This is a genomic window from Hydrogenovibrio crunogenus (assembly GCF_004786015.1).
GTDB classification, from domain to species: domain Bacteria; phylum Pseudomonadota; class Gammaproteobacteria; order Thiomicrospirales; family Thiomicrospiraceae; genus Hydrogenovibrio; species Hydrogenovibrio crunogenus.
In genome coordinates this window covers 927,044-949,428 of sequence record NZ_CP032096.1, presented here as the reverse complement: position 1 = coordinate 949,428, position 22,385 = coordinate 927,044, and the positions used below count along the sequence as shown (strand labels likewise).

The window sequence follows — 22,385 nt, the reverse complement described above, 5'->3', positions numbered from 1 at the left end:
TTTAAGCAGTTTAAAAACTAAAGGTGAATATATTTATTACCAGATTCCACTAAGAAATCTAAAAATTCTTTGGCGATGACAGACAGTTCTTTGCCCGATAAATAAACAATGTTCCAGTGTTTTTCAATCGGAAATCCTTCCACATTCAATTCCACTATCGGGCCCATATCTTTCGCAAGACTTTCCAAATAAAGAGCATGCTTAGAAACGCAGGCAACACCAAGATCACCCACCACGCACTGCTTAATGGCTTCATTGCTTTTGAGGGTTAAGCGTCCATTGACCTTTAAACCTTTATCAGAAAAAGCTTTTTCAACCGCCATACGAATACCGGAACCCTCTTCGCGTAAAATAAAAGGTTCTTTAGACAAACGCTTAAGCGTCACTTTTTTCCCTGCGAGCTCATGCTCTCTATTCGCGATAATGACTAATGGATTAGGCGCGAACTGAATCACTTCCAAGTCCAAATCGCTGGGAGGGATCTGACCCAAAATATAAATATCATCCAAATTTCGACTGATGCGCTTGAGCAAGGTATTACGATTGGCAATGGTTAATTCAAGCTCGATATCCGGGTATTTTTTACAGAAATGCCCCAGTGCCACCGGCATGAAATACTTGGCTGTGGTCATAACCGCAATACGTAATCGCCCGCGCTTCATGCCACTGTAGTCATCTAATTTCATCTCTAGATTTGAGAAATTATTAATGACATCTCGGCAACTACATGCGACTTCTTCACCAATTTGAGTCAGATAAATTTTTCGCCCGACTTGTTCGTAAAGTGCCACACCTATCGCTTCACCCAAGCTCTTTACCTGAGAAGAAACAGTTGGTTGGGTCAAATGAAGTTCTTCAGCGGCCTTGGTGAAACTTAAATTACGAGCCACAGATTCAAACACCTGAATTTGACGCAACGAAGCATGGCGTATTAAAAAGTTTTTAGGCTTATTGTTATCTGCATATTGGCTCATGATAAAAATCTCATATTGCTTGTAAGTATTCTATACATACAACTTTACAAATTAAAACAATCATTTGTTTTATATTATGATCGACACGTTAATCTTTGTAATGCATCGTTTGCCGCTCTGGCAGCTTCCGTAATATCAGCCTCTTTTCCACACATCAATAAACGACCATAAGCCCCAACTGCACGCGCTTCAACCAGGGTAACATCAGCCGCTTTCTCTGCTTCATTTGCAGCGTAAATAATATAACCTGCCGGTTCCGTTTCCATAATAAACATGCTCTGGCCAGGCAAAATCATCGACCCTTTTCGATTGTCTCGGTTAATCAGAGTCGCATGGTCAGCCGTTACGCCTCGAATGATTTCATTCCACATCACCACACATTGTTGACGATCATATTCTCGCGTTTGAAGATGGTCTAAGATGCGTTGACCTGCTTCCAAAACATCACTCTGATCTCTATGGTGAATAACCATAGAACCATATGCACGCTCGACAATCTGTTGTCCAAGTCGGACATTTGATGCTTTTAAGGCAATGTCGGACAAACGATGAACGGCCATCCCAGGTGCAACCTCAATCCATAATGAAGAGTCACCCGGAACAGGCAAAAAGCCCATCGAAGCAGTCGCCATATAAGAGGCCAACTGCGGTTGAAGCGAATCCAAAAACACATACGTGCGTAACTCAATCATCGTCCACCCCTTTCTGCTAACTGTTGAACTACCGATTTTACGGCTTGAGCGCGATGACTAATCTGGTTCTTTAATTCAAATGGAATTTCCGATACCGATTTCAATAACTTCGGTATCCAAAACACATCATCATAACCGATACCAGTTCCCGTTCTTGGTCTCATTAAAATTTCACCATACCAATGGCCGATACCAATCAAAGGCATCGGATCCTGCGCGTGTTCAACATACACCACTGCACACGAGTAACGGGCTTGACGCTGAGGGTAAGGGAGCTGGGTCATATCATTTAACAACTTTTTTAAATTCTCTTCCTCAGACGGTTTCTGGTCACCGCCTGCATATCTGGCCGAAAAAAGACCAGGCCTGCCTCCAAGGGCATTCACTTCCAATCCAGAGTCATCCGCCAATGCAGGCAATCCTGTTTTTTCACTGGCAAAACGTGCTTTTTTCAAAGCGTTTTCTACAAAGCTCAACTCATCTTCAACCACTTCCTCATTAAAGAAGTCCGCTTGGCTTTGAGTCAATAATCCAGCTCTATTCATAATAGGGGCAATTTCAGCCACTTTATGAGGGTTGTTGGTTGCCAAAATAATCGGAGACATCATATTTAATCTCAATTCGATTGCGTCATCACTTCTACATCGGACGTTAGTACCGTTAAAGGATGACCTTTTTCAATATACAAGTTCATTTCATCTAACAATAAACTTAACGTTTCATTTTCAACTTCAGCCATCAACATGGTTTGACTGTTTTCTGATAAAGAGGCGTTATTGGTATTCGTTTTGGCATCAAAAAGGGTATAACTTTCAATCCCTAAAATTTTGATTACTTCCAATAACTCTTTTTCAAGTACTTCAGGAAAAATAATTTGAACCCACTTATTCGCATTGACATCAATTACAGCAGAATTTGCAATATCGCTGGTTTCTCTTGAAGATGAGACCGCACGCCCCATATTCCAATTTTCAACTTCATTCTCATCTTCGTACCATTTCATGCAAAGTCTCCATTTAATGATTTCACTTTTCAATAAAGGTCATATAAGAAATAAGAACGATAAAAATTGGCTTTATTCTTTCCGATGTCGATTAAAACAATCAAAACGGTGTTCTTTTCCTGGTTGAATCTCTCTGTTATCTAACTACATCTATGATATTGAACTCAATCCATTTTGAGAAATTGAAATATTCTTTTGTATCCATAGATTAGAATCAATGTATTTTAAATAGTACAGTATTTAAATAGCACAAAAAGCCCTTACCCAATCCATCAGGCAAAAATAAGCGTTAAAAAAAGAGGTGGGCAGAACCGGCACTGCCCCAAATTTCGGCTAAGACTCCGGTTTGGATGCCTAATAAAAGGCTATATTTCTAATCAGGCCAAACTCTTCTGCTAGAGAAAACTTTAATCTGATCAGCAATATGCTGTGATTCCGCTGCTGTGTTCGCTTTACTTGCGTTAGCAGTGGATTTTGTAGGTGTTTTTTTAGCAGGTGTCGCTTTATTAGACACAGCGCTAGAAGAAGATGGCTTTGCAGCACCGGTCTTCTTGTTTGCTGGCTTTTGTGCCTGAGCCCCACCTGTTTGAGATTTCGCGACAGAAGCTGTGCTAGCCACTTTTTGAGTACTAGAGCTTGGTTTAACTGTTTCCGCTTGAGGATTACTCGAAACGTTTGCAGTTTTTTTCTGTGCTGTCGTCGGAGCAGTTTTATTTGCATCTTTTGAAGCTGTCATGACTCTGTTCCTTGTAAATAAGCGGTAACACGATGAAAACCTTCATCAATTCCTTTTGCAAGGGCATAATCAATTTCGGTTAACTCTTCACTGTTTGAATAAATAATGACTGAAGCATGCCCTCTACCAAAACTGATATTAGGATGATGATCCAGTAAATCTGCCTGCTCGGCCAACTCATCTAAAAAAGCTCTTAACTTTTCAAAATCGTTGAATTCAAAACGTGCCTCTAAGCTGGCTGGCTTTTTTTTCAACTTCCATCGCTCATTCATAGAAAACTCCTATCAGGTTGATACGTGTTTGCCATCATTTGGAAGTAGTCTTGTAACCAAGCCTGTACTCTCATTAATTGAGATTGTTCTTCCTCTAATAAGCGGCTGAACAAAGCATGGTCTTCCTGAGCGCCCATATTGGCACAATATTGAGTGGCTTCTGTGTAAAGTTGAATCAGTGCGATTTCACGCTCTTCACAACTTTTCAAGGCTTCTGCAATATTATTGGCACTACCAGCGGGTCTTAACACACTACCTGCTGGCAAAGCACCTTGTGCTACCATACGATCGGTAATCAAATTTGCATGTTGGAATTCTTCATTCGCTAATGTAACAAAGCCTTCTGCATACGAAATTTCTTGTCGGAACTTTGCCAACGAAGCTTGTGCGAGATAATGCTGACCTGCTGTGAATTCCAGGCTAAGGGCACGTCCTAAATATCCTAAGATCTGACTGTTTGCTACAGACGTTTGAGCTTGAGGTATTCTTGGGTGTGCACCCGCACCTGGCATGACACTTCCTGGCATTCTTGATGAATAACGCATGTCCCTCTCCTGGTACCTTAAATTGGAGGTTAAAAAATTATAACCTCCCTAAAAATAGCTTAGCTTCGGTCAGCTGAACTGTTACCTAATGTTAAAACAGGTTCAACTTCTTTGTGTGGGCGAGCAATGATGTGTGCTGCAACTAGACCGTCACCAACACGTTCGCAAGCGTCTGCACCAGCACGAACCGCTGCGTTTACCGCACCTGTTTCACCGCGAACCAAAACAGTAACGTATCCGCCACCAACAAATTCACGGCTAACTAAGCGAACTTCTGCTGCTTTAGTCATTGCATCCGCAGCTTCAATTGCTGGAACCAAACCGCGTGTTTCGATCATACCTAAAGCAATTCCGTATTCTGTACTCATGATTTTTTCTCCTTATAGAAAAAGTCTTATTTCTTTTCCATTGTTAAAACAGGCTCAACTTCTTTGTGAGGGCGAGCAATGATGTGTGCTGCAACAAGACCGTCACCTACACGTTCACAAGCATCAGCACCAGCACGAACCGCTGCGTTTACCGCACCTGTTTCACCGCGAACCAAAACTGTGACATAACCGCCACCAACAAACTCACGGCTTACCAAGCGAACTTCTGCTGCTTTAGTCATAGCATCTGCTGCTTCAATTGCAGGTACCAAACCACGAGTTTCAATCATTCCTAATGCAATTCCATATTCCGTACTCATCACATTTCTCCTTTAAAGAAAATTAATTATTTCTGTTCCATTGTTAAAACTGGTTCCACTTCTTTGTGTGGGCGAGCAATGATGTGCGCTGCGACTAGTCCGTCACCTACACGTTCACAAGCATCAGCACCAGCACGAACCGCTGCGTTTACCGCACCTGTCTCACCACGAACCAATACAGTGACATAACCACCACCAACAAATTCACGGCTTACCAAGCGAACTTCAGCTGCTTTAGTCATAGCATCTGCTGCTTCAATTGCTGGCACCAAACCACGGGTCTCAATCATGCCTAGGGCAATACCGTAATCACTCATAACTTTCTCCTTCGAGTTGCTCACTTTAAATTTAAAACTTACTTCTGTTTTGGCTGCCAGTCATCAATGATGCCGCCAACCGTTAAATCTGTTAATAATCTTTTGTCTCCTGCTGCATCTCGTGCTGCAGAATTCGCGATGGTAAAAACCCAGTCACCATCTTTTGTGCCTACCGGATCCATCGCTACAAATAGTTCACCCGTTTCTGAAGTCAGCGCTTTTAAAGGAAGGTGTCCCAAATCCTCTAAGCGACTGGTCAGAACCAACTGTTTTTTAACTTGTAGTATCTGCATCTTGTGGTACTTCCCATTTATCGATAATGCCCACTATTGTGAGATCGCTAGGGTAACCTTTAACGCCGGTTGCATCACGTGCCGCCGAACTACCACAACAAATGACCCAATCACCTGGTTTACAACCTACCGGATCTACCGCAACTTGAGGCGTGCCTCCATCCTTTTCTCGCACAACTAATAGAGGTTTATGCTCCATCATCGAAATACGATTTGTTGAAACGAGGGTTTTATCAACTTTATAAATTTTCAAGCTTCACCTCCCTTCTATGCGGTTCTTTGCTTGGCCGATAAATCCGCCAGGCCTGGTAATTTTTCAGCTGGTTTACAGCTGGTAAAATCTCTTAATGTCGGTAACGTTTGCAATAAGCCCGGTGCCGACAATTCTTGATAGCGATTGTGCAATGCCTTCTCAATACGTAAAGCCTTTGCCTCAGCTCTATCTTTAGAGCCTGGTACGCGACCGTCATAATCACAGCGGATAATGATTGGAATCGGTAATCCTTTTTTGACATTCAAGCCTTTAAAAATCTTGATTCCGACATCCACGTCATTTACACCTTCCTCAACCGTATCAAGAAAACTGTAATAACTCAGGTTACGTAATTGCACTTCTTCAAAGCCGTTACCAATACCGATAAATCTCTCAGCATGGCCTATGTCGCTGTAACAACCATTCTCATATTGATTCACATAAGCAATCTGAGAAAAATTATTTCCAATCAACCAGCTCAACAATTTAACCAACTCTGGTTGTGGTGCGGTTGATCCAAGAGCTTGGTTACAAGCAAGGATGGCATTTTCCAACGTTTGCTTGGCCTCCGTATCAGATAAACTTGCTGTGATCTGATATAGCTGCTCCGTTTCAACATAACGATCCAAACAGACTTCACCACTCGCATTCGGGATATGCACCTTCATGCTGTCATCATCTGTGTTCAACCCTAGTAATAGAGTTTGAACCGTTGACCCGCAACCAAAACGGTTTTCAATCGCTTGTTTAAAATCTTTTAGTTTTTGTAAAGCCGCTTGCGCCGCTTTATGGTCATCACTCCCATGAGCTGCACACCCTTGATGTGTCGGGTCTGCCTTAGAAAAGTGATACACCGCAATCTTTAAGTAACGTGTAGGTTCATCAGCCAAATTTGGCTCACCTTCACGAAATCTCGTGTGTTCTATAAACACCCAGTTTCTAACACTTTCGCTGACATCAAACATGACGCCTGCATGTGCCTTACGTCTTGCTAAGGCATAAGGTAAGCGGAGTACGTAACTTAAAATGTGTGCCAAACGTCCATCTGCACAAGGAGCAATTCCTACTGCATGGAAGCCAGCTTCTTTAAAAATACGCTCTGCTTCATGTTTTCTTTGACCCAACAAAGGATCATTCACAAAGAAGTCTTCTGACATTCTCATAAATTGGGCAAAGAGGGTTTTTCCGTACAAAAACTGAAAGCCTTTCTGAGATTGCAATTGCACTCCAGATTGCCAATCTTGTTCTGTTAAGGATACACCCAACTTTGCAAATAACTGTTGGTTGGCCCAACTGACAAAACTTGGTTGGCTTTGCTGAGCTAAAATGTCTTTCAAAACCGGTTCGATATCATCAAAACGGGATTTGATATCCACTTCATACTCGCGCAGCCATTGGTTTTGTCTTTCATTAACCAAAGCATGGATGCCAGTCATCATTGCCGAAGAGGTTTTCACCTCTGCGTTTCCACCGTTATAACCAAAGCTCTCAGTTTCAGTAGATCCATGAGCAGTAGGATTTTCCTTCTGCCACTGAGGGTTTGGTGCTATCGGTCTCCAAAACAATGACTTTTGACGATGACTTTTTTTCAAACGATTCATCAAAACACCCAATATTCAGTTACTTAATTACGCTCTTGCGCCGCCTGACAAGGTCACTTTCGCGCCCGTATCAGTATTTCCAGAAGACCCCGTAATCGGGCTCATCGGAACTTCATTGTTAACAGGTCTAAATTGACTTGCTCCCATTGGCGACTGTCCTGCTACACCTCGAATCGAAGAATTACGTTGTGCTGCCCAAGGTCCATCCGTACCCGTTACTTTGGAACCTCTGTCCCATCCGTCACCGGTAATTCGTGAACCTTCATCAACCATCGGTTCTACTTCATTCGTTGAAAAAGCAGGTTGCGCTTGTCCAATCATTGCCGGAAAGTCCGACTCTCCAGGTGCTGCTGCATTAGTTGAATCACATACCATCGCAGTTTGATCACCGCCTTGGTAATGAGATCCTGTAACCAATTCACAAGCCCCTTTCTGTGCGCCTGTCAGCCCTTGCGGACCAGGTTGAACCCCAGAAATTGAAGGGTTTGCACCTCGACGCTGACGAACTTTCATCTCGTTTTGCTGCTCAACTGAACAGAACTGAGATTGCTCTGTACCAGTGTAAGAAGTTCCTGTTACAGTTTGGCAGTCGCCTGCTTCTGCACCAGTCATTCCATAATAAGCACCACTTCGATCACCAGTTACTTTCTGACCACCACTTGTACCAGAAGCCGTTACCTTAGTAGGCGTTTCAGTCATAGGCATATCACATGCTTTAACTTCTTCAGCGCCTTGGTACCCAGTTCCTGTGACAGATTGGCAGTTCCCTTTATCACCCCCTGTTACCGATTCCAGACGACCCACTTGGCTACCCGTCGTGGTGTTTCCTTTGGCGGTTTGCGAAGGCATCACTTTTTGAGGTGCTTTCGCAGGGTTTTTAGGGCTAATCGTAGTCGATTGAGACTTACGGCTATCGCCACCAGTTACCTTTTGTTCACTTTTCTGCGTTGCCTGAGACATTACCGAAAAACCGGTTGCCTTAGACTTGGCAGGTACATCACCGCAATACATTTTGCTTTGATCTGCAGGAAGATATTCAGTACCGGTAATAGATGAACAAGTGCCCGTCTCATTACCCGTCATTTTATCGCCACGACCGACCTTGGTAGTACCGCTTACAACCTGACCACGAGTGGTCTGTGTTTGCGTTACCTTGGCTGGCTGAGGTGTTGGTTGTACATCACAGTTCTTACTGAACTCTTCTGAACCTAAATATTCAGTCCCGCTGACCAATTGGCATGCACCTGATTCAGCACCTGTCATTTTCTTTTCGCCTTGACCAACTTGTGTACCAGAAACGCTTTGACCGTGAAGGGTCTCAGACTCACCTACTTTCGATGGTGCATCCTTTTGGTTTCTTGGCTTACGCATTGGTCTGGAACCACCTGTCGCACAGGTTTTTCCATGCGCGCATCTTTCTGCACGAACTTGCTGAGCAATTTCTCGTGTAGAAGCGTCAGGGTTAGCCAACTTAGCTTTAGCGCCAGATTGGCTGCTACCACTTGACTTAAATGCATCTTGACCAGCTTTCCCTTTTGCTTGAGCCTTGCGATACGCCTTCGATTGAAGTCGACCACTTGGCTGCTGCGAAGCAACTTGAGGCTTCACCCCTGTTCTGCGATCAGATCGCTTAGCAGGTTTTTCCGCCTTCGCCTGACGAGGCTCGATAATCGGCTCTTCAGGTTTTCGCTTTGCTTTTGCCTTAGGGTGAGGCATTGTGCTTGATGCACCAGCCGAACTTTTACCGTTCTTCTGTTGCTGTCTCTTTAATTTAGCCGCTTCACGACCCGCTGCTGAGGCTGCCGGCTTGGCAGTCGGAGCAGCAGATACTTGACGACGAGAACGAGACGGCTGAGAAGGAGCAGGCGCAGCAGCAACCACAGGTTCAGCAACCGGAGCAGCTGGCTTACGAGGTGCTGCCGGAGCAGCTGAAGCCGTGTGACCTTTTCCTTTTACCTGTGCTTTACGGCGCGCAATGGCTGCGGCTCGACCGCTTTGAGCATTACTTGTACTCATGCTAAAGCCTCCTTTAACTCGTTAATCACTCGTTAATCCTTAGGATTCACGCTTGGGTTTACATACCACGTGGGCGATAAACCACAAAGTTGTGACCTTGGCACTGAGTATAGTTGTCATACCCAACCAAACGGATTAAGTGATTTGGGTAAGCTTGACGACATGCATCAATCTCAGCCAAAACTTCATTTGGATCACGTGTACCAAACATTGGCAACTTCCACATACCCCAGTAGTGATCTGATGCTTTTGCTGGATCTTCGTGCTCAAGTGCCGGCGACCAACCTTGGTTGATGATGTAAACGATTTGATCGTAAATTTCATCAGCCGTCAGCTCTGGAAGAAACGAGAAAGTTTCTAATGTGTACTGTGTACGGTAATCATCTATTTGTGAAATTGACATATTTAACTCCTTGTTTTATAGGGAATAAGTTAACTAAGACGAAACTTAGCCTACATCCAGCTTGTCAACTGTATCGAACTCAAACTTGATTTCTTTCCAAGTATCTAGAGCCACTGCCAATTCTTTACTGTTACGTGCGGCATCTCTTAAGATGTCTCCACCTTCTCTTTCCAGATCACGACCTTCGTTACGTGCTTTAACACATGCTTCAAGCGCTACACGGTTAGCCGCTGCACCTGCTGCGTTACCACCTGGGTGACCTTGCGTACCACCACCGAACTGAAGAACTGAGTCATCACCAAAGATGTTAACCAACGCAGGCATATGCCATACATGGATACCACCAGAAGCAACCGCCATAACACCTGGCATTGATCCCCAATCTTGGTCAAAGAAAACACCACGTGAACGGTCTTCAGGAACAAATGCTTCACGCAATTGATCAACGAAACCTAGTGTAGACGCGCGGTCACCTTCCAATTTACCAACAACTGTACCTGTATGTAGGTGATCACCACCTGACAAACGTAGACACTTCGCTAATACACGGAAGTGGATACCGTGATTTGGGTTACGGTCGATTACAGCATGCATTGCACGGTGAATGTGTAACAACATACCGTTATCACGACACCAGTTTGCAAGTGTTGTATTCGCAGTGAAACCAGCTGTTAAGAAGTCATGCATGATGATTGGCTGACCAAGTTCTTTAGCGAACTCAGCACGTTTCATCATTTCTTCAACACTGCCCGCAGTTACGTTCAAGTAGTGACCTTTACGCTCACCAGTTTCTGCTGTCGCTTTATCAACGGCATCAGCAACAAACTCAAAACGGTTCTGCCAGCGTTGGAATGGTTGAGAGTTAATGTTCTCATCATCCTTGGTCAAATCTAGACCACCACGAAGACACTCATAAACAGCACGACCATAGTTCTTAGCTGAAAGACCTAGTTTAGGCTTGATAGTACAACCCAACATAGGACGACCATACTTGTTCAACTTGTCACGCTCTACCTGGATACCTGCTGGAGGTCCACCACATGTTTTAATAAATGCGATTGGGAAACGAAGATCTTCCAAACGCAATGAACGAACGGCCTTAAAACCAAATACGTTACCAACCAAAGATGTTAGTACGTTTACCACAGACCCTTCTTCAAACAGGTCTAGAGGGTACGCGATAAACGCGTAGAAAGCGTTCTTATCACCTGGTACGTCTTCGATTCTGTAACAACGACCTTTGTAGAATTCCATATCGGTCAACAAATCTGTCCAAACTGTTGTCCATGTACCGGTTGAACTTTCTGCTGCTACCGCTGCTGCTGCTTCTTCACGAGGAACCCCATCCTGAGGTACGACTTTGAAACAAGCCAATAGATCGGTATCTAACGGAGTATAATCCGGTGTCCAATAAGTCAGCTGGTAATCTTGTACACCAGCATCAAACGTTTTACTTGCCATAAAAATGCTCTCCTTAATTTGGGAGTTGAATTGAATTCGAGTGCAATCTTAAAAATAAACAGACCTATTGACTAATTGAAAGAAACGATAGAAATCATTGAACATTCTCTATGAATGTAAAAAATGAATGATATAAAAACAGGTAAACCCCTCTAAAACAAAGGGAAGTAGACACTAGAAACAAATCTATAGATAAGTGATAAATTTCGAAAAAAAATAAATCTTTTTTTGTTTTTTTATACATTTTTTAAAATATAGATAAATATGAATAACTCTAAGTGCTTTTTAAACTAAATTAAAATGGGTTTTTTCTTAGACTATTTTCAGGTAAAAAAATTAAAACTAGACACGAATCATTAATCAGATTTTTTGAGTACAAAATAAAAAAATACACTTTGATGTAGAATTAAAATAAAAGAATCAAAGAGTTAATTATCACACAGGAATGTGTAATGCCTGACAAAAGAGATAAGAAGAGACAACTTCTAACAAACAAATGGTCACAGCCAGTTACAGAAAACAGTCACGCACTTGTTTTAGAACCCGGTGTGTTTACACTGAAAGATCCAAAAACCATCGCGCTTTCCTTACAACACTCTGCAGAGACAAGTACCCACCGAAAAACAACACCATTTCGTTCTGCCATGTCCATGCTGAACTTCTATATCAATCGCGCAGGAAAAAACTTATCAGATGCTCAACGTCAAATACTAGAACAAGCAAAAGACGAACTAAGAAAACTCTACAGAAAATAAGTTAATCAGACAAGATAACTAAAATGTCTCTAAAAAGAGCCAGGCCTGGGCAAATTTAATGGTGAATATGGCCACCACAGCCATAAATTTTAGGCAATAAAAAAGCCAGACTTCATTCACCCGTAAGTGTTTGAAAAATCTGGCTTTAGAATGTGGTAGCGGGGGCTGGATTTGAACCAACGACCTTCGGGTTATGAGCCCGACGAGCTACCAAGCTGCTCCACCCCGCATCAATGTAATTATCAAAGCGCTTTGCGTTTCGATGTGGCGTATTATAGTGTGTTACACAGATATTGCAAGGGCGATTTGGGATTAATTTGAATTAGTTTGTTTTTTAGTCTTATCAAGGAACATTTTGAGGTTATATCGGTAGATAAACCCTGGAAATGCGAAGATGGCAAACATAAACAACGTCACCGCATAAAACTCCCAGCCCTGCTCTTTGACATGGCCCATGGCGTTGTTTTCCAGTAGATAGGCAAATAAGCCTGTTACGAGGAAGTATAAAAACCATTCGGCAAAATTAAGCCAGATGGATTTTCTTGGAACGGGAATAACAACAAATATGCGGTTTGATAACACCCAAGGAATATTTGCTAAAACGATTGCAGTGACAAGAAGCACCCAAACTGCGACATCTAAAGACATGTAATCCACCTTTTATAAAATAAAAGCCCGTGAAAACGGGCTTTTTAATGTTTAATGATTTTGTAGCCTATAAACTATTGTAACAGAGCGTTATTAAAGAGGAAGGCATTAAACCTAAAACCAGTAACGCAATGGAAACAAAACTCACTGCCCAGTTCAGCTGATTGCTGACTGGTTCAATTTTTGTACTGTCTTCTGGTTCATCAAAATACATGACCTTGACCACTCTCAAGTAGTAGAAAGCACTGATGACTGCCATCACAACCGCAAGGACCGCTAACCATGTAAAGCCAGCTTGGACAACTTCTTCAATCACGACCACTTTGGCATAGAACCCAACAAATGGTGGAATCCCGGCCATTGAGAACATAATGAATAACATCATTAAGGCTAACCAAGGGTTACGTTTGTTCATGCCTTTGAAGTCTGCAATTAAGTCGAATTCGTTATTGGTACGCGCCAAGGCGACAATCATACCAAACCCGGCTAATGCAGTGATGACATAGACAATCGTGTAGAACATTGCTGCTGAATACCCATCAGGGTTAGCGGCAATAATCCCAAGTAAGATAAACCCAATGTGCCCGATCCCTGAATAAGCGAGTAGACGTTTTAAGTTTTCTTGTACCAATGTGATGACAGCCCCGACAATTAACGACAGAACCGAGATCATAACAATTAAGCTTTGCCACTCTTTTACCAGGCCTGGCAGTCCTTCGACCAAAATACGATATAGCATGGCAAATGCCGCAATTTTCGCTGCGGTACCGATATACAAAGTCACCGCTGTTGGCGCCCCGTGATAAACATCTGGTACCCACATATGGAATGGCACAGCACCAAGCTTAAACGCAAGCCCGATAACAATGAACACCACACCAAAGGATAGGACCACATTATCAACATTCCCACTGGCGATGATTTGAGCCATTTCATTAAACTGAATACTGCCTGTTGCACCATAAATCATTGAGAAACCATACAGCAACATACCAGTTGCCAAGGCGCCTAGGACAAAATACTTCATTGCCGCTTCAAGCGCATGCTGGTTGTCTTTACGCATCGCGACCATGGCGTATAGTGCCAAGGACATGATTTCCAACCCAAGATACATGGTAATCAAGTTATAGGCCGATACCATAACGAACATCCCCAATACCCCGAAAAGGCCGAGAGTGAAGTATTCGCCACGATAGAATTTATTTTGCAATAGATATTCTTTAGAGAATAAGAAAATCCCCATTGAAACCACGACAATCACCAGCTTTAGAATGTCTCCAAATGCATCTCTGACAAAGCTACCATCAAATGTAAGCACTTGGCTGGTTGAGAAGCTGGTCAAAACTAAATATCCAACTACCAATAAGATTAACTGGGTCGCATAATAGGTTGCAAATTCGCTACGCTTAGACCAGATAGTGTCTGCAATGAGCAGCAAAGACGTCAATGTTAGTAAGACGATCTCTGGGATTGCAGGAATAAAACTGGGAATAACAAAGTTCATACGATTAACTCACCTATTGTTTCTTATAGTTTTGAAGTGGTCGCTTGGATCAGCAGATTAGCAACCGAAGAGTGCATGACTTCGATCAATGGTGCTGGGTAAATCCCCAATAAAACCACGGCGAAAGCCAAGGTTGCCATAATGGCAAACTCTCGTTTGTTTAAATCTTTCAAGGAACCGACATTGTCATTAGCCACTGCGCCAAAGAAGACACGCTTGACCATCCATAGGGTATAAGCCGCACCGATAATCAAAGTAGAGGCCGCAATAATTCCGTACCAAACATTGGCTTTAAAGGATGCCAGGATAACCATGAATTCCCCAACGAAACCAGATGTCCCTGGTAGACCTGCATTCGCCATTGCGAATAGGACCGCAAAGAAACCAAACCATGGCATGGTATTAACCACCCCACCATATGCCGAAATTTCACGCGTATGCATTCGATCGTAAAGCACACCAATCATCAAGAACATGGCACCTGAGATAAAGCCATGCGAGATCATTTGAATCATCGCCCCTTCCATCCCGATCATGGAACCTTGAATTGAACCTGTGTTTTGTACGATGTCATACACTAAGAACATCCCGATGGTGACGAAGCCCATGTGAGAGATAGATGAATAAGCGACCAGTTTCTTCATGTCTTTTTGAACCATAGCCACCAAACCAATATAGAAGATGGCAATCAATGAAAGCGCAATCACAAGCCAATCTAATTCCATCGACGCATCTGGCGTGATCGGTAAACTGAAACGAACGAAGCCGTAACCCCCCATCTTCAACATGATTGCTGCCAGTACAACGGACCCGGCAGTGGGTGCTTGAACGTGTGCGTCAGGCAGCCAAGTATGAACTGGGAACATTGGCACTTTAACCGCAAAGGCAATTAAGAATGCTAAGAAGATTAAGATCTGTGCCGTGCTGCCTAAATGCATCGCATGGAAATCAAGAATCGAGAAGCTGCCTGACTGAAAGTACATATACAGAAAAGCAACCAACATGAATACCGAACCGAAGAAGGTATACAAGAAAAACTTAATTGTGGCATACACTCGATCCTGCCCACCCCATTTACCGATTACGATAAACATTGGGATCAACAAGGCTTCCCAAAACACATAGAACAAAATACCATCCAGCGCGACGAAAACACCAATCATAAGCCCTTGCATAATCATGAAGGCACCCATGTATTGTTCAACGCGCTCTTTGATAACGTCCCACGCAGATGCAATCACCAAGATCTGTGTGAAGGTGGTCAGTAAAACCAAAGGCATAGATAGCCCATCTACCCCAAGGTAATACTGGATGTTGAATTGTGAAATCCAAGAAACCTGCTCGACAAACTGCATCGCCGAAGTAGAGGTGTCAAATTGCGTCCAAAGAGGAATAGAGACTAAAAAGGTAACGACAGAAACCGACAGCGCAAACCATTTTGTAAAATTGTCTCTATCTCGCCCTAAGAATAGAATTAATAGACCACCAATGATAGGTAACCATATTAGGGTACTTAAAATAGGAAAACCGAAAAGCATGTAATTAATTCCCTTCTCTTTTTATTATTGTCATTACCACAGTACCCAAACTAGCATCGCTAGCAGGCCAAAGATCATTACAAATGCATAGTGGTATAAGAAACCAGTCTGACTCAGTCTCAGTGCGGAAGCTGCATTTGCAATGGATGTAAATCCGTTGGTTACGATTCCAGTATCGATCATCTTCACATCAATCGATTTCCAGAAGTAATTCCCTAACTTACGAGCGCCTTTTTCAAACACGATTTCATTAAATCGGTCAAAGCCATAAGCGTTATCTAAGACATAGAATGCTCGTGGACAAGCTTGTTTGATTTTGCCAGGTAATTCTGGGCGCTTAATATACAGCAACCATGCTAAGAAAACACCTGAGAAGGCCAAAATAACCGGCGCTGTTGTCAAAGAGTGAAGAATCATATCGACCACACCATGGTATTGCTCAGTATAAATGGTTTTAAGAACGTCATTTTCTGGCAACACGGTGATAGAACTACCGAAGTAACTGCCTGAGAAAATACCATCCATCATCGGTAAGCCCATGATGACAGCAGGAATTGCTAATAGGATCAAAGGTACCGTGACCACTAATGGTGATTCTGAAATCTTATGGTTTTTCACATAATCCGATTCTTGACCGTGGAATACCAGGAAGAACATTCTGAAACTATAGAAAGCGGTGACAAACACACCAATCAGTAACAGAATTTGTGCATAGCCCGCTCCAAACACATCCGTTTGCCCTACGGCCATTAAAACACTGTCTTTCGAGAAGAATCCTGAGAAACCAGGGAAACCGATTAATGCCAAGGTTCCAACCAACAAGGCGATATAGGTTACAGGCATATGCTTACGCAAACCACCCATTTGACGAATATCTTGGATATGGTGCATAGCGATAATCACCGACCCGGCCGCTAAGAACAACAAAGCTTTAAAGAACGCATGCGTTAATACATGGAACATCCCTGCGGCATAAGCTGACGCCCCAAGTGCCGCAACCATATACCCAAGCTGAGACAAAGTTGAATAAGCCACAACACGTTTAATATCGTTCTGAACAATCCCCAATGCTCCCATCATGAAAGCAGTTGTCGCCCCGATGATTAAGATAGCGCTTAAAGCCACTTCCGACAGCTCATAAGCTGGAGATAAACGTGCCACCATAAAGATACCCGCAGTAACCATTGTTGCCGCATGGATTAAAGCAGAAATGGGGGTCGGACCTTCCATTGACTCTGGTAGCCAAACGTGTAATGGCATTTGCGCTGATTTCCCCATTGCACCTACGAATAACAACAAACATAGAGCGGTGATCATTGACCATTCAACCCCAGGGAAGAAACTGATAGTGGTTTCTTTATGTGCTTCCAGACCTGCAAAGAAGTCATTGTAGTCCAGAGTATTAAAGTACATCACTACTACAGCAATCCCGAGAATAAAGCCGAAGTCCCCTACACGGTTCACCAAGAATGCCTTTAAGTTAGCTTGGATGGCAGATTCACGTTTCATGTAGAAACCGATCAATAAGTACGATACCAACCCAACGGCTTCCCAACCGAAGAAGAGTTGCAGGAAGTTGTTCGCCATAACCAATGAAAGCATGGAAAAGGTAAACAATGAAATATAACTGAAGAATCTTTGATAATAAGGGTTAGAGTGCTCATAGTCTTCATCATGATCCATATATCCAATGGTATAGATGTGAACCATCAATGAAACAAACGTAACCACCAACATCATCGTAGCCGACAATTCGTCAATCATGTAACCGATTTCAAAACGAATACCGTCTGAAACTAACCAGGTATAAAGTGAATCGTTATAAGCGGCTTGACCGTTGAAAACGAAAAGCCAGAAAACATAGGCTGATAAAATCGTAGACACAGCGACACCGAAAATGGTGATCGTATGCGCTCCGCGTCGCCCAATTTGGCGACCAAATAACCCTGCTGCAACCGCTCCAAAAAGCGGTGATAAAAGGATAATGGTTAATAAAAATTTTAAAATCATCGTTGTTATTACCCTTTCATTGAACCTAAATCATCGACATTGATGCTCTTACGATTACGGAAGACCAACACGATAATCGCCAAACCAATTGCCGCTTCAGCTGCCGCAACGGTCAAAATAAAGAATACGAATATCTGTCCGGTGACATCGTTTAAGTAATGTGAAAACGCAACCAAGTTTGTGTTCACTGCTAATAACAGCAATTCAATCGACATTAATAAAACAATGACATTCTTCCGGTTAAGGAAGATTCCCGCCATACTGACCATAAAAAGGATAGCACCGAAAATTAAATAATCTGACAACGCAATCATCAGTCTTCCTCCTTCACTGGAATGTCTTTTTCCTTCACCACTGCATCCATTTTGACCATTTTGAAACGATCAGATGCCTGAACTCTGACTTGTTTATCGATATCCTGATACAAGACTTCTTTAGGCGGTCTGCGTCTCAAGGTCAATGTAATTGCAGCCACGATACCGACCAGCAACAAAACGGCTGCCAAGATAAAGGCATAAACATGCGTAGTATATAAAGGAACAGCGATAGACTTGGTGTTGCTATAGTCGCCACCTGCAGATTGCGGTGCGGCGAATTGCTCTAACCCGAAACGTTCTGGCCCTAGTACTAAGTACATCAAAGCAAAAATGGCAGCGGCAGCAAGCACACCCAAAGGCAAATAACGTGTAAACCCTTCTTTGAGCTGCGCTAGATTGATATCCAGCATCATCACCACGAATAAGAATAGAACCATAACGGCACCGACATAGACGAGGATTAGAACCAGGCCTAGGAACTCAGCCTGAGCAGTTAGCCAAACCCCTGCAGTCGCAATAAATGTTAAAACCAACCACAAGGCTGCTTTAACCGGGTTTTTAACACTGATAACCATCAGAGCTGAAAGAGCTGAAATACCCGCTAACAGATAAAATATAAATTGTTCAAAAGTCATTTAACACATTCTCTTTGATATTAACGGTAATAATTAACGATACTTAGCATCCGCTGCTCGGTCAGCAGCAATTTGGCTTTCGTGTTTATCACCAAAAGCCAACAGTTGCTCTTTAGTCATAATATGCGAACCACGCTCGTGAAACTCATACTCGAACACACGTGTTTCTACCACCGCATCAACCGGACACGCTTCTTCACAGAAGCCACAATAAATACACTTAAACATGTCAATATCATATTGCGTTGTTCTACGAGTACCGTCTTCACGCTCTTCTGATTCAATGGTAATCGCATTTGCAGGACAAACTGCTTCACACAGCTTACAGGCAATACAACGTTCTTCACCATTTTCATAACGACGTAAGGCATGATGGCCGCGGAAACGTGGAGATAAAGGTGTTTTTTCTTCTGGGTAACGCACCGTAATTTTCTTTTTAAATAAGTACTTACCCGTTACAGCTAACCCCTTGAATAACTCAATCAATCCAAAGGTTTTTACTTGATGTTTAATAAATGCAATCATTTTTAACCTCTTAATTGAACCAAGGACTAACTTTAAAATATTCCATAATCCCTACGACAAAGACCCATACAATCGTGACAGGAATCAATACCTTCCAACCCAAACGCATGATCTGATCATAACGATAGCGTGGGAAGGTCGCACGGAACCATAAGAATAAGAACAATAAGAAAGCAACTTTAGCGAACAGCCAAATAAATCCAGGCACCCAGCTAAAGAGTGACTCTAATCCAGGAACACCTTCAAACGGAGAATACCATCCACCTAAAAACATAATGGCGGTCATAAAGGAGATTAAAATCATCATGGCGTATTCTGCTAAGAAGAAAACTGCAAATGCCATCCCTGAGTATTCCACATGGAAACCGGCTACGATTTCTGATTCCCCTTCTGCCACATCAAATGGCGCACGGTTGGTTTCAGCTAAACCGGAAATGAAATAAACGAAGAACATCGGCAGTAACGGAATCCAGTACCAATTCCAGATCCCCCCTTGTTGTCCTTCAACAATGCCCGTTAGATTCATGGTGTCGGCCACCATCAATACGGTTACTAATGCAAAGCCCATTGCGATTTCATAAGAAATCTTCTGAGCGGATGCACGTAAAGCCCCTAGGAAAGCATATTTCGAGTTGGAAGCCCAACCGGAAATGACGATACCGTATACCCCAATGGAGGCAACCGCAAGAACATAAAGCACACCGGCATTAATATCAGCCGCCACCACACCATTGGCATCGAACGGAATAACCGCCCATGCAGCAACAGCCGGTGCCAATGCAAGAATAGGTGCAATAATGAATAAATATTTATTCGACTGGGTAGGAATGACAACTTCCTTCGTCATGGCTTTAATCGCATCAGCAATCGGTTGTAACCATCCGCCAGGTCCGACTCGGTTTGGCCCCATGCGCACTTGCATGTAACCGATGACTTTACGTTCAGCATAAGTCAACCATGCCACTGTAATCATCACCGGCAAGATAACAATCACTGCTTGTAAAACTAAAGTAATTAAAACCGCTAACCAATCAAATAGAAATGAGGAAAGCCAGGCTTGTAACGCATCAAACATATTTATTTATCCTCTATCCTTAATTTGTCACAACCTGAGCATCAGGCGTTGCTTGTAATGACGGAGAACGTCTTACTAGAGCATCCACTTGATACATGGAAATTAATTGTGTTCCGATTAAATCTGCATCAGCTGGTAGTTCGATTGTTGATGTCGAAAGATCAACTGATTGTGTTTCATCTGCAACATCAGCCATCACTTGATTAGCATGCGTGTATTCAAATCCATCTAACTCAAGCATATTGCCAAGTACTCGGAAAATTTTCCATGCAGGCTTGGCATCGCCTTGCGGCTCTACTGCCATTTTGAAAGATTGCTTTACACCACACGCGTTCACAAATGTTCCAGCCGTTTCAGCAAATGTTGAAATCGGCAACAGAATGTCTGCATATTCACGCTGAGCTTCCGTATCAAAAGCTGTTAAGTTAATCACACACTCAGCTTCTTGCATGGCCTTCAAAGCCAAGCTGCCATCTTGAAGATCTTTTTCAGGTTCAATACCTAAGTTAATGAATGCTTTCATGTTTCCAGAAACCATATCGGATACATTCAAGCCATTTTTAGGAATGAAACCAGTCATATGTGCACCGACTTCATTAGCAGTGATTGGCAATATATTCAATTGAATGGACGTCATGTCAGCAATTAGATTCGCTAGTTTTACAATCTCTGCATAATGTTTATCCATTTGAGCAATCTGCCCAACCATGATCGACGCATTCTTAGCATCCACTAAGCTTTTCGCAACCTGCGTTTGGGCTTCAGTCGCTTCAACAGATTTTAACCAGGCCTGGTCGTTTTTACCGGTCAAATCCGCTACCGCTTTCGCAATACCGGCTAATTCATTGACCAGATTCTCAGAGACCAGTTGTTGGTTCAGCTTAAAGTTAAACTCAAAATCAATCGGGTTCACCGCAGACACAACCGCACCATTTAAGTGTGCATTACGTACGCGATGATTTAATAATGGAATTTCTTTTCTTAGGTAAGAACCGACCAATAAAATATTATCCAGAGACTCAACGTCTTTTAATGAATGGTTCAGCTTAGGTGCAACAAACCCCGCTTTATCCAGACTGAAATCAGCTTGTCGTAGACGATGATCCAAGTTTTCAACTCCGACTGCACGCGCTAATTTTTGTAGCAGGTAAAGCTCTTCCAGAGTGGCATTAGGCGATGCCAACACACCCACTTTGCTAGCATCTGCATGACTGTAGTCTTTTAATTTTTTAGCCGCATATGCTAAAGCCGTTTCCCAATCAACCTGCTTCCACTGACCTTTCTCTTTGATCATTGGGTGCAATAAACGGTCATCACTGTTTAAGGCTTCATATGAGAATCGGTCTCTATCTGAAATCCAGACTTCATTGACTGATTCATTATCATCCGGCACAACACGTTTTACGATATTGTTTTTGGAGTGCAGGATAATGTTGGATCCAATACTATCATGTGGGGCAATTGTCTTATGAGATTTCAGCTCCCAAGGACGAGCAGAATAACGGAAAGGTTTAGATGTCAAAGCACCAACAGGACATAAATCAATCATATTTCCTGAAAGCTCTGAAGTGACGGACTTTTCAATATAGGTTCCAATTTCCATCCACTCACTACGACCGGTCGCACCCAGTTCCATCATGCCACCAATTTCCTGACCAAAACGGACACAACGGGTACAGTGGATGCAACGCGTCATATCAGTATGGATCAGAGAACCGATGTTTTTATCGCCCAGGATTCGTTTGGCTTCAGAATATTGTGAAACATCATCACCATATTCCATCGCAACGTCTTGTAACTCACACTCACCACCTTGGTCACAAATAGGGCAATCCAAAGGATGGTTAATCAGTAAAAATTCCATAACCGATTTCTGTGCCGCGACGGCTTTTTCAGATTTCGTATGAACTTTCATGCCGTCTGTTACCGGCGTTGCACAAGCAGGTAATGCTTTAGGTGCACCTTCAACCTCGACCAAACACATACGACAGTTTGCTGCGATTGAAAGTTTTTTGTGATAACAGAATCGTGGAATAGAGATTTGAGCATCATCAGCGACATCTATCAGCATGTCGCCTTCATGAGCTTCAACCATTTGTCCGTTAATCTCAATTTTTACCATAA

The 22,385-nt window shown here is 42.9% G+C and carries 26 protein-coding genes and 1 tRNA gene; 1 reads left to right on the top strand and 26 read right to left on the bottom strand.

All coding sequences use genetic code 11. The features are described 5' to 3' along the window. Positions 1-17: 17 nt before the first annotated feature. The 16 genes from GHNINEIG_RS04530 to GHNINEIG_RS04455 form a co-directional block, all read right to left on the bottom strand. Entirely contained in the window at positions 18-974 is a 957-nt protein-coding gene (locus GHNINEIG_RS04530; protein WP_135795541.1) for a LysR family transcriptional regulator, read from the bottom strand. A gap of 74 nt (positions 975-1,048) precedes the next feature. Then, on the bottom strand, positions 1,049-1,666 hold the full coding sequence (locus GHNINEIG_RS04525; RefSeq protein ID WP_135795540.1) for a BMC domain-containing protein: 618 nt from the start codon (positions 1,664-1,666) through the stop codon (positions 1,049-1,051). Then, complete coding sequence (gene rdgB / locus GHNINEIG_RS04520) at positions 1,663-2,274, bottom strand: RdgB/HAM1 family non-canonical purine NTP pyrophosphatase (protein WP_135795539.1); 612 nt, start codon at positions 2,272-2,274, stop codon at positions 1,663-1,665. Before rdgB ends, GHNINEIG_RS04525 begins: the two co-directional genes overlap by 4 nt. A gap of 8 nt (positions 2,275-2,282) precedes the next feature. Continuing rightward, positions 2,283-2,669 (bottom strand): hypothetical protein, encoded by a 387-nt coding sequence (locus GHNINEIG_RS04515; RefSeq protein WP_135795538.1) that lies wholly within the window; start codon positions 2,667-2,669, stop codon positions 2,283-2,285. Between the two features lie 373 nt (positions 2,670-3,042). Beyond that, positions 3,043-3,405 (bottom strand): hypothetical protein, encoded by a 363-nt coding sequence (locus GHNINEIG_RS04510; protein ID WP_135795537.1) that lies wholly within the window; start codon positions 3,403-3,405, stop codon positions 3,043-3,045. Next, positions 3,402-3,677: a 4a-hydroxytetrahydrobiopterin dehydratase gene (locus tag GHNINEIG_RS04505; RefSeq protein WP_135795536.1), complete on the bottom strand. Its 276-nt coding sequence runs from the start codon at positions 3,675-3,677 to the stop codon at positions 3,402-3,404. Before GHNINEIG_RS04505 ends, GHNINEIG_RS04510 begins: the two co-directional genes overlap by 4 nt. After that, the gene (locus GHNINEIG_RS04500) at positions 3,674-4,222 is read right to left on the bottom strand and encodes a ferritin-like domain-containing protein (RefSeq protein WP_135795535.1); all 549 of its coding nucleotides are present in this window, start codon (positions 4,220-4,222) and stop codon (positions 3,674-3,676) included. Before GHNINEIG_RS04500 ends, GHNINEIG_RS04505 begins: the two co-directional genes overlap by 4 nt. A gap of 59 nt (positions 4,223-4,281) precedes the next feature. Further along, positions 4,282-4,590 (bottom strand): BMC domain-containing protein, encoded by a 309-nt coding sequence (locus GHNINEIG_RS04495; protein WP_135795534.1) that lies wholly within the window; start codon positions 4,588-4,590, stop codon positions 4,282-4,284. A gap of 26 nt (positions 4,591-4,616) precedes the next feature. Further along, entirely contained in the window at positions 4,617-4,910 is a 294-nt protein-coding gene (locus GHNINEIG_RS04490; RefSeq protein WP_011370268.1) for a BMC domain-containing protein, read from the bottom strand. Positions 4,911-4,936: 26 nt separating this feature from the next. Continuing rightward, a complete protein-coding gene (locus GHNINEIG_RS04485) occupies positions 4,937-5,227 on the bottom strand; it encodes a BMC domain-containing protein (RefSeq protein ID WP_011370267.1) in 291 nt (96 codons plus the stop codon). A 38-nt stretch (positions 5,228-5,265) separates the two neighbouring features. Beyond that, on the bottom strand, positions 5,266-5,520 hold the full coding sequence (locus GHNINEIG_RS04480) for a carboxysome peptide B (protein ID WP_135795533.1): 255 nt from the start codon (positions 5,518-5,520) through the stop codon (positions 5,266-5,268). Continuing rightward, positions 5,501-5,773 carry a carboxysome peptide A gene (locus GHNINEIG_RS04475; RefSeq protein WP_135795532.1) on the bottom strand — a complete coding sequence of 91 codons (273 nt, stop codon included), beginning with the start codon at positions 5,771-5,773 and terminating at the stop codon, positions 5,501-5,503. The genes GHNINEIG_RS04480 and GHNINEIG_RS04475 overlap by 20 nt, the downstream gene beginning before the upstream one ends. A gap of 14 nt (positions 5,774-5,787) precedes the next feature. Then, positions 5,788-7,374: a carboxysome shell carbonic anhydrase gene (locus GHNINEIG_RS04470; RefSeq protein ID WP_135795531.1), complete on the bottom strand. Its 1,587-nt coding sequence runs from the start codon at positions 7,372-7,374 to the stop codon at positions 5,788-5,790. Between the two features lie 27 nt (positions 7,375-7,401). Beyond that, positions 7,402-9,390 (bottom strand): carboxysome assembly protein CsoS2, encoded by a 1,989-nt coding sequence (gene csoS2 / locus GHNINEIG_RS04465; RefSeq protein WP_135795530.1) that lies wholly within the window; start codon positions 9,388-9,390, stop codon positions 7,402-7,404. Positions 9,391-9,448: 58 nt separating this feature from the next. Beyond that, positions 9,449-9,793 carry a ribulose bisphosphate carboxylase small subunit gene (locus GHNINEIG_RS04460; protein WP_135795529.1) on the bottom strand — a complete coding sequence of 115 codons (345 nt, stop codon included), beginning with the start codon at positions 9,791-9,793 and terminating at the stop codon, positions 9,449-9,451. A gap of 45 nt (positions 9,794-9,838) precedes the next feature. Continuing rightward, positions 9,839-11,254, bottom strand: coding sequence for a form I ribulose bisphosphate carboxylase large subunit (locus GHNINEIG_RS04455; RefSeq protein WP_135795528.1), 1,416 nt, complete (start codon positions 11,252-11,254; stop codon positions 9,839-9,841). A 452-nt stretch (positions 11,255-11,706) separates the two neighbouring features. Between GHNINEIG_RS04455 and GHNINEIG_RS04450 the strand changes: the two genes are divergently transcribed. Then, the gene (locus tag GHNINEIG_RS04450; RefSeq protein WP_135795527.1) at positions 11,707-12,009 is read left to right on the top strand and encodes a DUF3175 domain-containing protein; all 303 of its coding nucleotides are present in this window, start codon (positions 11,707-11,709) and stop codon (positions 12,007-12,009) included. Positions 12,010-12,162: 153 nt separating this feature from the next. On the opposite strand, the gene GHNINEIG_RS04445 is transcribed toward GHNINEIG_RS04450, so the two are convergent. The 10 genes from GHNINEIG_RS04445 to nuoG all read right to left on the bottom strand — a co-directional run bounded on the left by GHNINEIG_RS04445 (position 12,163) and on the right by nuoG (position 22,383). After that, a tRNA-Met gene (locus GHNINEIG_RS04445) sits at positions 12,163-12,239 on the bottom strand. Between the two features lie 82 nt (positions 12,240-12,321). Further along, positions 12,322-12,657: a DUF2818 family protein gene (locus GHNINEIG_RS04440; RefSeq protein WP_135795526.1), complete on the bottom strand. Its 336-nt coding sequence runs from the start codon at positions 12,655-12,657 to the stop codon at positions 12,322-12,324. Positions 12,658-12,724: 67 nt separating this feature from the next. After that, positions 12,725-14,161 (bottom strand): NADH-quinone oxidoreductase subunit NuoN, encoded by a 1,437-nt coding sequence (gene nuoN / locus GHNINEIG_RS04435; RefSeq protein WP_135795525.1) that lies wholly within the window; start codon positions 14,159-14,161, stop codon positions 12,725-12,727. Positions 14,162-14,184: 23 nt separating this feature from the next. After that, positions 14,185-15,699, bottom strand: a complete 1,515-nt coding sequence (locus tag GHNINEIG_RS04430; RefSeq protein ID WP_135795524.1) for an NADH-quinone oxidoreductase subunit M — start codon at positions 15,697-15,699, stop codon at positions 14,185-14,187. 33 nt (positions 15,700-15,732) lie between these two features. Next, positions 15,733-17,709 carry an NADH-quinone oxidoreductase subunit L gene (gene nuoL / locus GHNINEIG_RS04425; RefSeq protein WP_135795523.1) on the bottom strand — a complete coding sequence of 659 codons (1,977 nt, stop codon included), beginning with the start codon at positions 17,707-17,709 and terminating at the stop codon, positions 15,733-15,735. Between the two features lie 8 nt (positions 17,710-17,717). Beyond that, on the bottom strand, positions 17,718-18,023 hold the full coding sequence (nuoK, locus tag GHNINEIG_RS04420) for an NADH-quinone oxidoreductase subunit NuoK (protein WP_135795522.1): 306 nt from the start codon (positions 18,021-18,023) through the stop codon (positions 17,718-17,720). Continuing rightward, positions 18,023-18,661, bottom strand: coding sequence for an NADH-quinone oxidoreductase subunit J (locus GHNINEIG_RS04415; protein WP_135795521.1), 639 nt, complete (start codon positions 18,659-18,661; stop codon positions 18,023-18,025). The genes nuoK and GHNINEIG_RS04415 overlap by 1 nt, the downstream gene beginning before the upstream one ends. Before the next feature lie 33 nt (positions 18,662-18,694). Further along, the gene (gene nuoI / locus GHNINEIG_RS04410) at positions 18,695-19,186 is read right to left on the bottom strand and encodes an NADH-quinone oxidoreductase subunit NuoI (RefSeq protein ID WP_135795520.1); all 492 of its coding nucleotides are present in this window, start codon (positions 19,184-19,186) and stop codon (positions 18,695-18,697) included. 10 nt (positions 19,187-19,196) lie between these two features. Beyond that, on the bottom strand, positions 19,197-20,261 hold the full coding sequence (nuoH, locus tag GHNINEIG_RS04405; RefSeq protein ID WP_135795519.1) for an NADH-quinone oxidoreductase subunit NuoH: 1,065 nt from the start codon (positions 20,259-20,261) through the stop codon (positions 19,197-19,199). Positions 20,262-20,280: 19 nt separating this feature from the next. Continuing rightward, positions 20,281-22,383, bottom strand: coding sequence for an NADH-quinone oxidoreductase subunit NuoG (nuoG, locus tag GHNINEIG_RS04400; protein WP_135795518.1), 2,103 nt, complete (start codon positions 22,381-22,383; stop codon positions 20,281-20,283). Positions 22,384-22,385 lie beyond the last annotated feature (2 nt).

Bases quoted from the DNA above. Each gene is read 5' to 3' on its own strand.
- GHNINEIG_RS04530 (WP_135795541.1), bottom strand. From the start codon at position 974: ATGAGCCAATATGCAGATAACAATAAGCCTAAAAACTTTTTAATACGC.
- GHNINEIG_RS04525 (WP_135795540.1), bottom strand. From the start codon at position 1,666: ATGATTGAGTTACGCACGTATGTGTTTTTGGATTCGCTTCAACCGCAG.
- rdgB (WP_135795539.1), bottom strand. From the start codon at position 2,274: ATGATGTCTCCGATTATTTTGGCAACCAACAACCCTCATAAAGTGGCT.
- GHNINEIG_RS04515 (WP_135795538.1), bottom strand. From the start codon at position 2,669: ATGAAATGGTACGAAGATGAGAATGAAGTTGAAAATTGGAATATGGGG.
- GHNINEIG_RS04510 (WP_135795537.1), bottom strand. From the start codon at position 3,405: ATGACAGCTTCAAAAGATGCAAATAAAACTGCTCCGACGACAGCACAG.
- GHNINEIG_RS04505 (WP_135795536.1), bottom strand. From the start codon at position 3,677: ATGAATGAGCGATGGAAGTTGAAAAAAAAGCCAGCCAGCTTAGAGGCA.
- GHNINEIG_RS04500 (WP_135795535.1), bottom strand. From the start codon at position 4,222: ATGCGTTATTCATCAAGAATGCCAGGAAGTGTCATGCCAGGTGCGGGT.
- GHNINEIG_RS04495 (WP_135795534.1), bottom strand. From the start codon at position 4,590: ATGAGTACAGAATACGGAATTGCTTTAGGTATGATCGAAACACGCGGT.
- GHNINEIG_RS04490 (WP_011370268.1), bottom strand. From the start codon at position 4,910: ATGAGTACGGAATATGGAATTGCATTAGGAATGATTGAAACTCGTGGT.
- GHNINEIG_RS04485 (WP_011370267.1), bottom strand. From the start codon at position 5,227: ATGAGTGATTACGGTATTGCCCTAGGCATGATTGAGACCCGTGGTTTG.
- GHNINEIG_RS04480 (WP_135795533.1), bottom strand. From the start codon at position 5,520: ATGCAGATACTACAAGTTAAAAAACAGTTGGTTCTGACCAGTCGCTTA.
- GHNINEIG_RS04470 (WP_135795531.1), bottom strand. From the start codon at position 7,374: ATGAATCGTTTGAAAAAAAGTCATCGTCAAAAGTCATTGTTTTGGAGA.
- csoS2 (WP_135795530.1), bottom strand. From the start codon at position 9,390: ATGAGTACAAGTAATGCTCAAAGCGGTCGAGCCGCAGCCATTGCGCGC.
- GHNINEIG_RS04460 (WP_135795529.1), bottom strand. From the start codon at position 9,793: ATGTCAATTTCACAAATAGATGATTACCGTACACAGTACACATTAGAA.
- GHNINEIG_RS04455 (WP_135795528.1), bottom strand. From the start codon at position 11,254: ATGGCAAGTAAAACGTTTGATGCTGGTGTACAAGATTACCAGCTGACT.
- GHNINEIG_RS04450 (WP_135795527.1), top strand. From the start codon at position 11,707: ATGCCTGACAAAAGAGATAAGAAGAGACAACTTCTAACAAACAAATGG.
- GHNINEIG_RS04440 (WP_135795526.1), bottom strand. From the start codon at position 12,657: ATGTCTTTAGATGTCGCAGTTTGGGTGCTTCTTGTCACTGCAATCGTT.
- nuoN (WP_135795525.1), bottom strand. From the start codon at position 14,161: ATGAACTTTGTTATTCCCAGTTTTATTCCTGCAATCCCAGAGATCGTC.
- GHNINEIG_RS04430 (WP_135795524.1), bottom strand. From the start codon at position 15,699: ATGCTTTTCGGTTTTCCTATTTTAAGTACCCTAATATGGTTACCTATC.
- nuoL (WP_135795523.1), bottom strand. From the start codon at position 17,709: ATGATTTTAAAATTTTTATTAACCATTATCCTTTTATCACCGCTTTTT.
- nuoK (WP_135795522.1), bottom strand. From the start codon at position 18,023: ATGATTGCGTTGTCAGATTATTTAATTTTCGGTGCTATCCTTTTTATG.
- GHNINEIG_RS04415 (WP_135795521.1), bottom strand. From the start codon at position 18,661: ATGACTTTTGAACAATTTATATTTTATCTGTTAGCGGGTATTTCAGCT.
- nuoI (WP_135795520.1), bottom strand. From the start codon at position 19,186: ATGATTGCATTTATTAAACATCAAGTAAAAACCTTTGGATTGATTGAG.
- nuoH (WP_135795519.1), bottom strand. From the start codon at position 20,261: ATGTTTGATGCGTTACAAGCCTGGCTTTCCTCATTTCTATTTGATTGG.
- nuoG (WP_135795518.1), bottom strand. From the start codon at position 22,383: ATGGTAAAAATTGAGATTAACGGACAAATGGTTGAAGCTCATGAAGGC.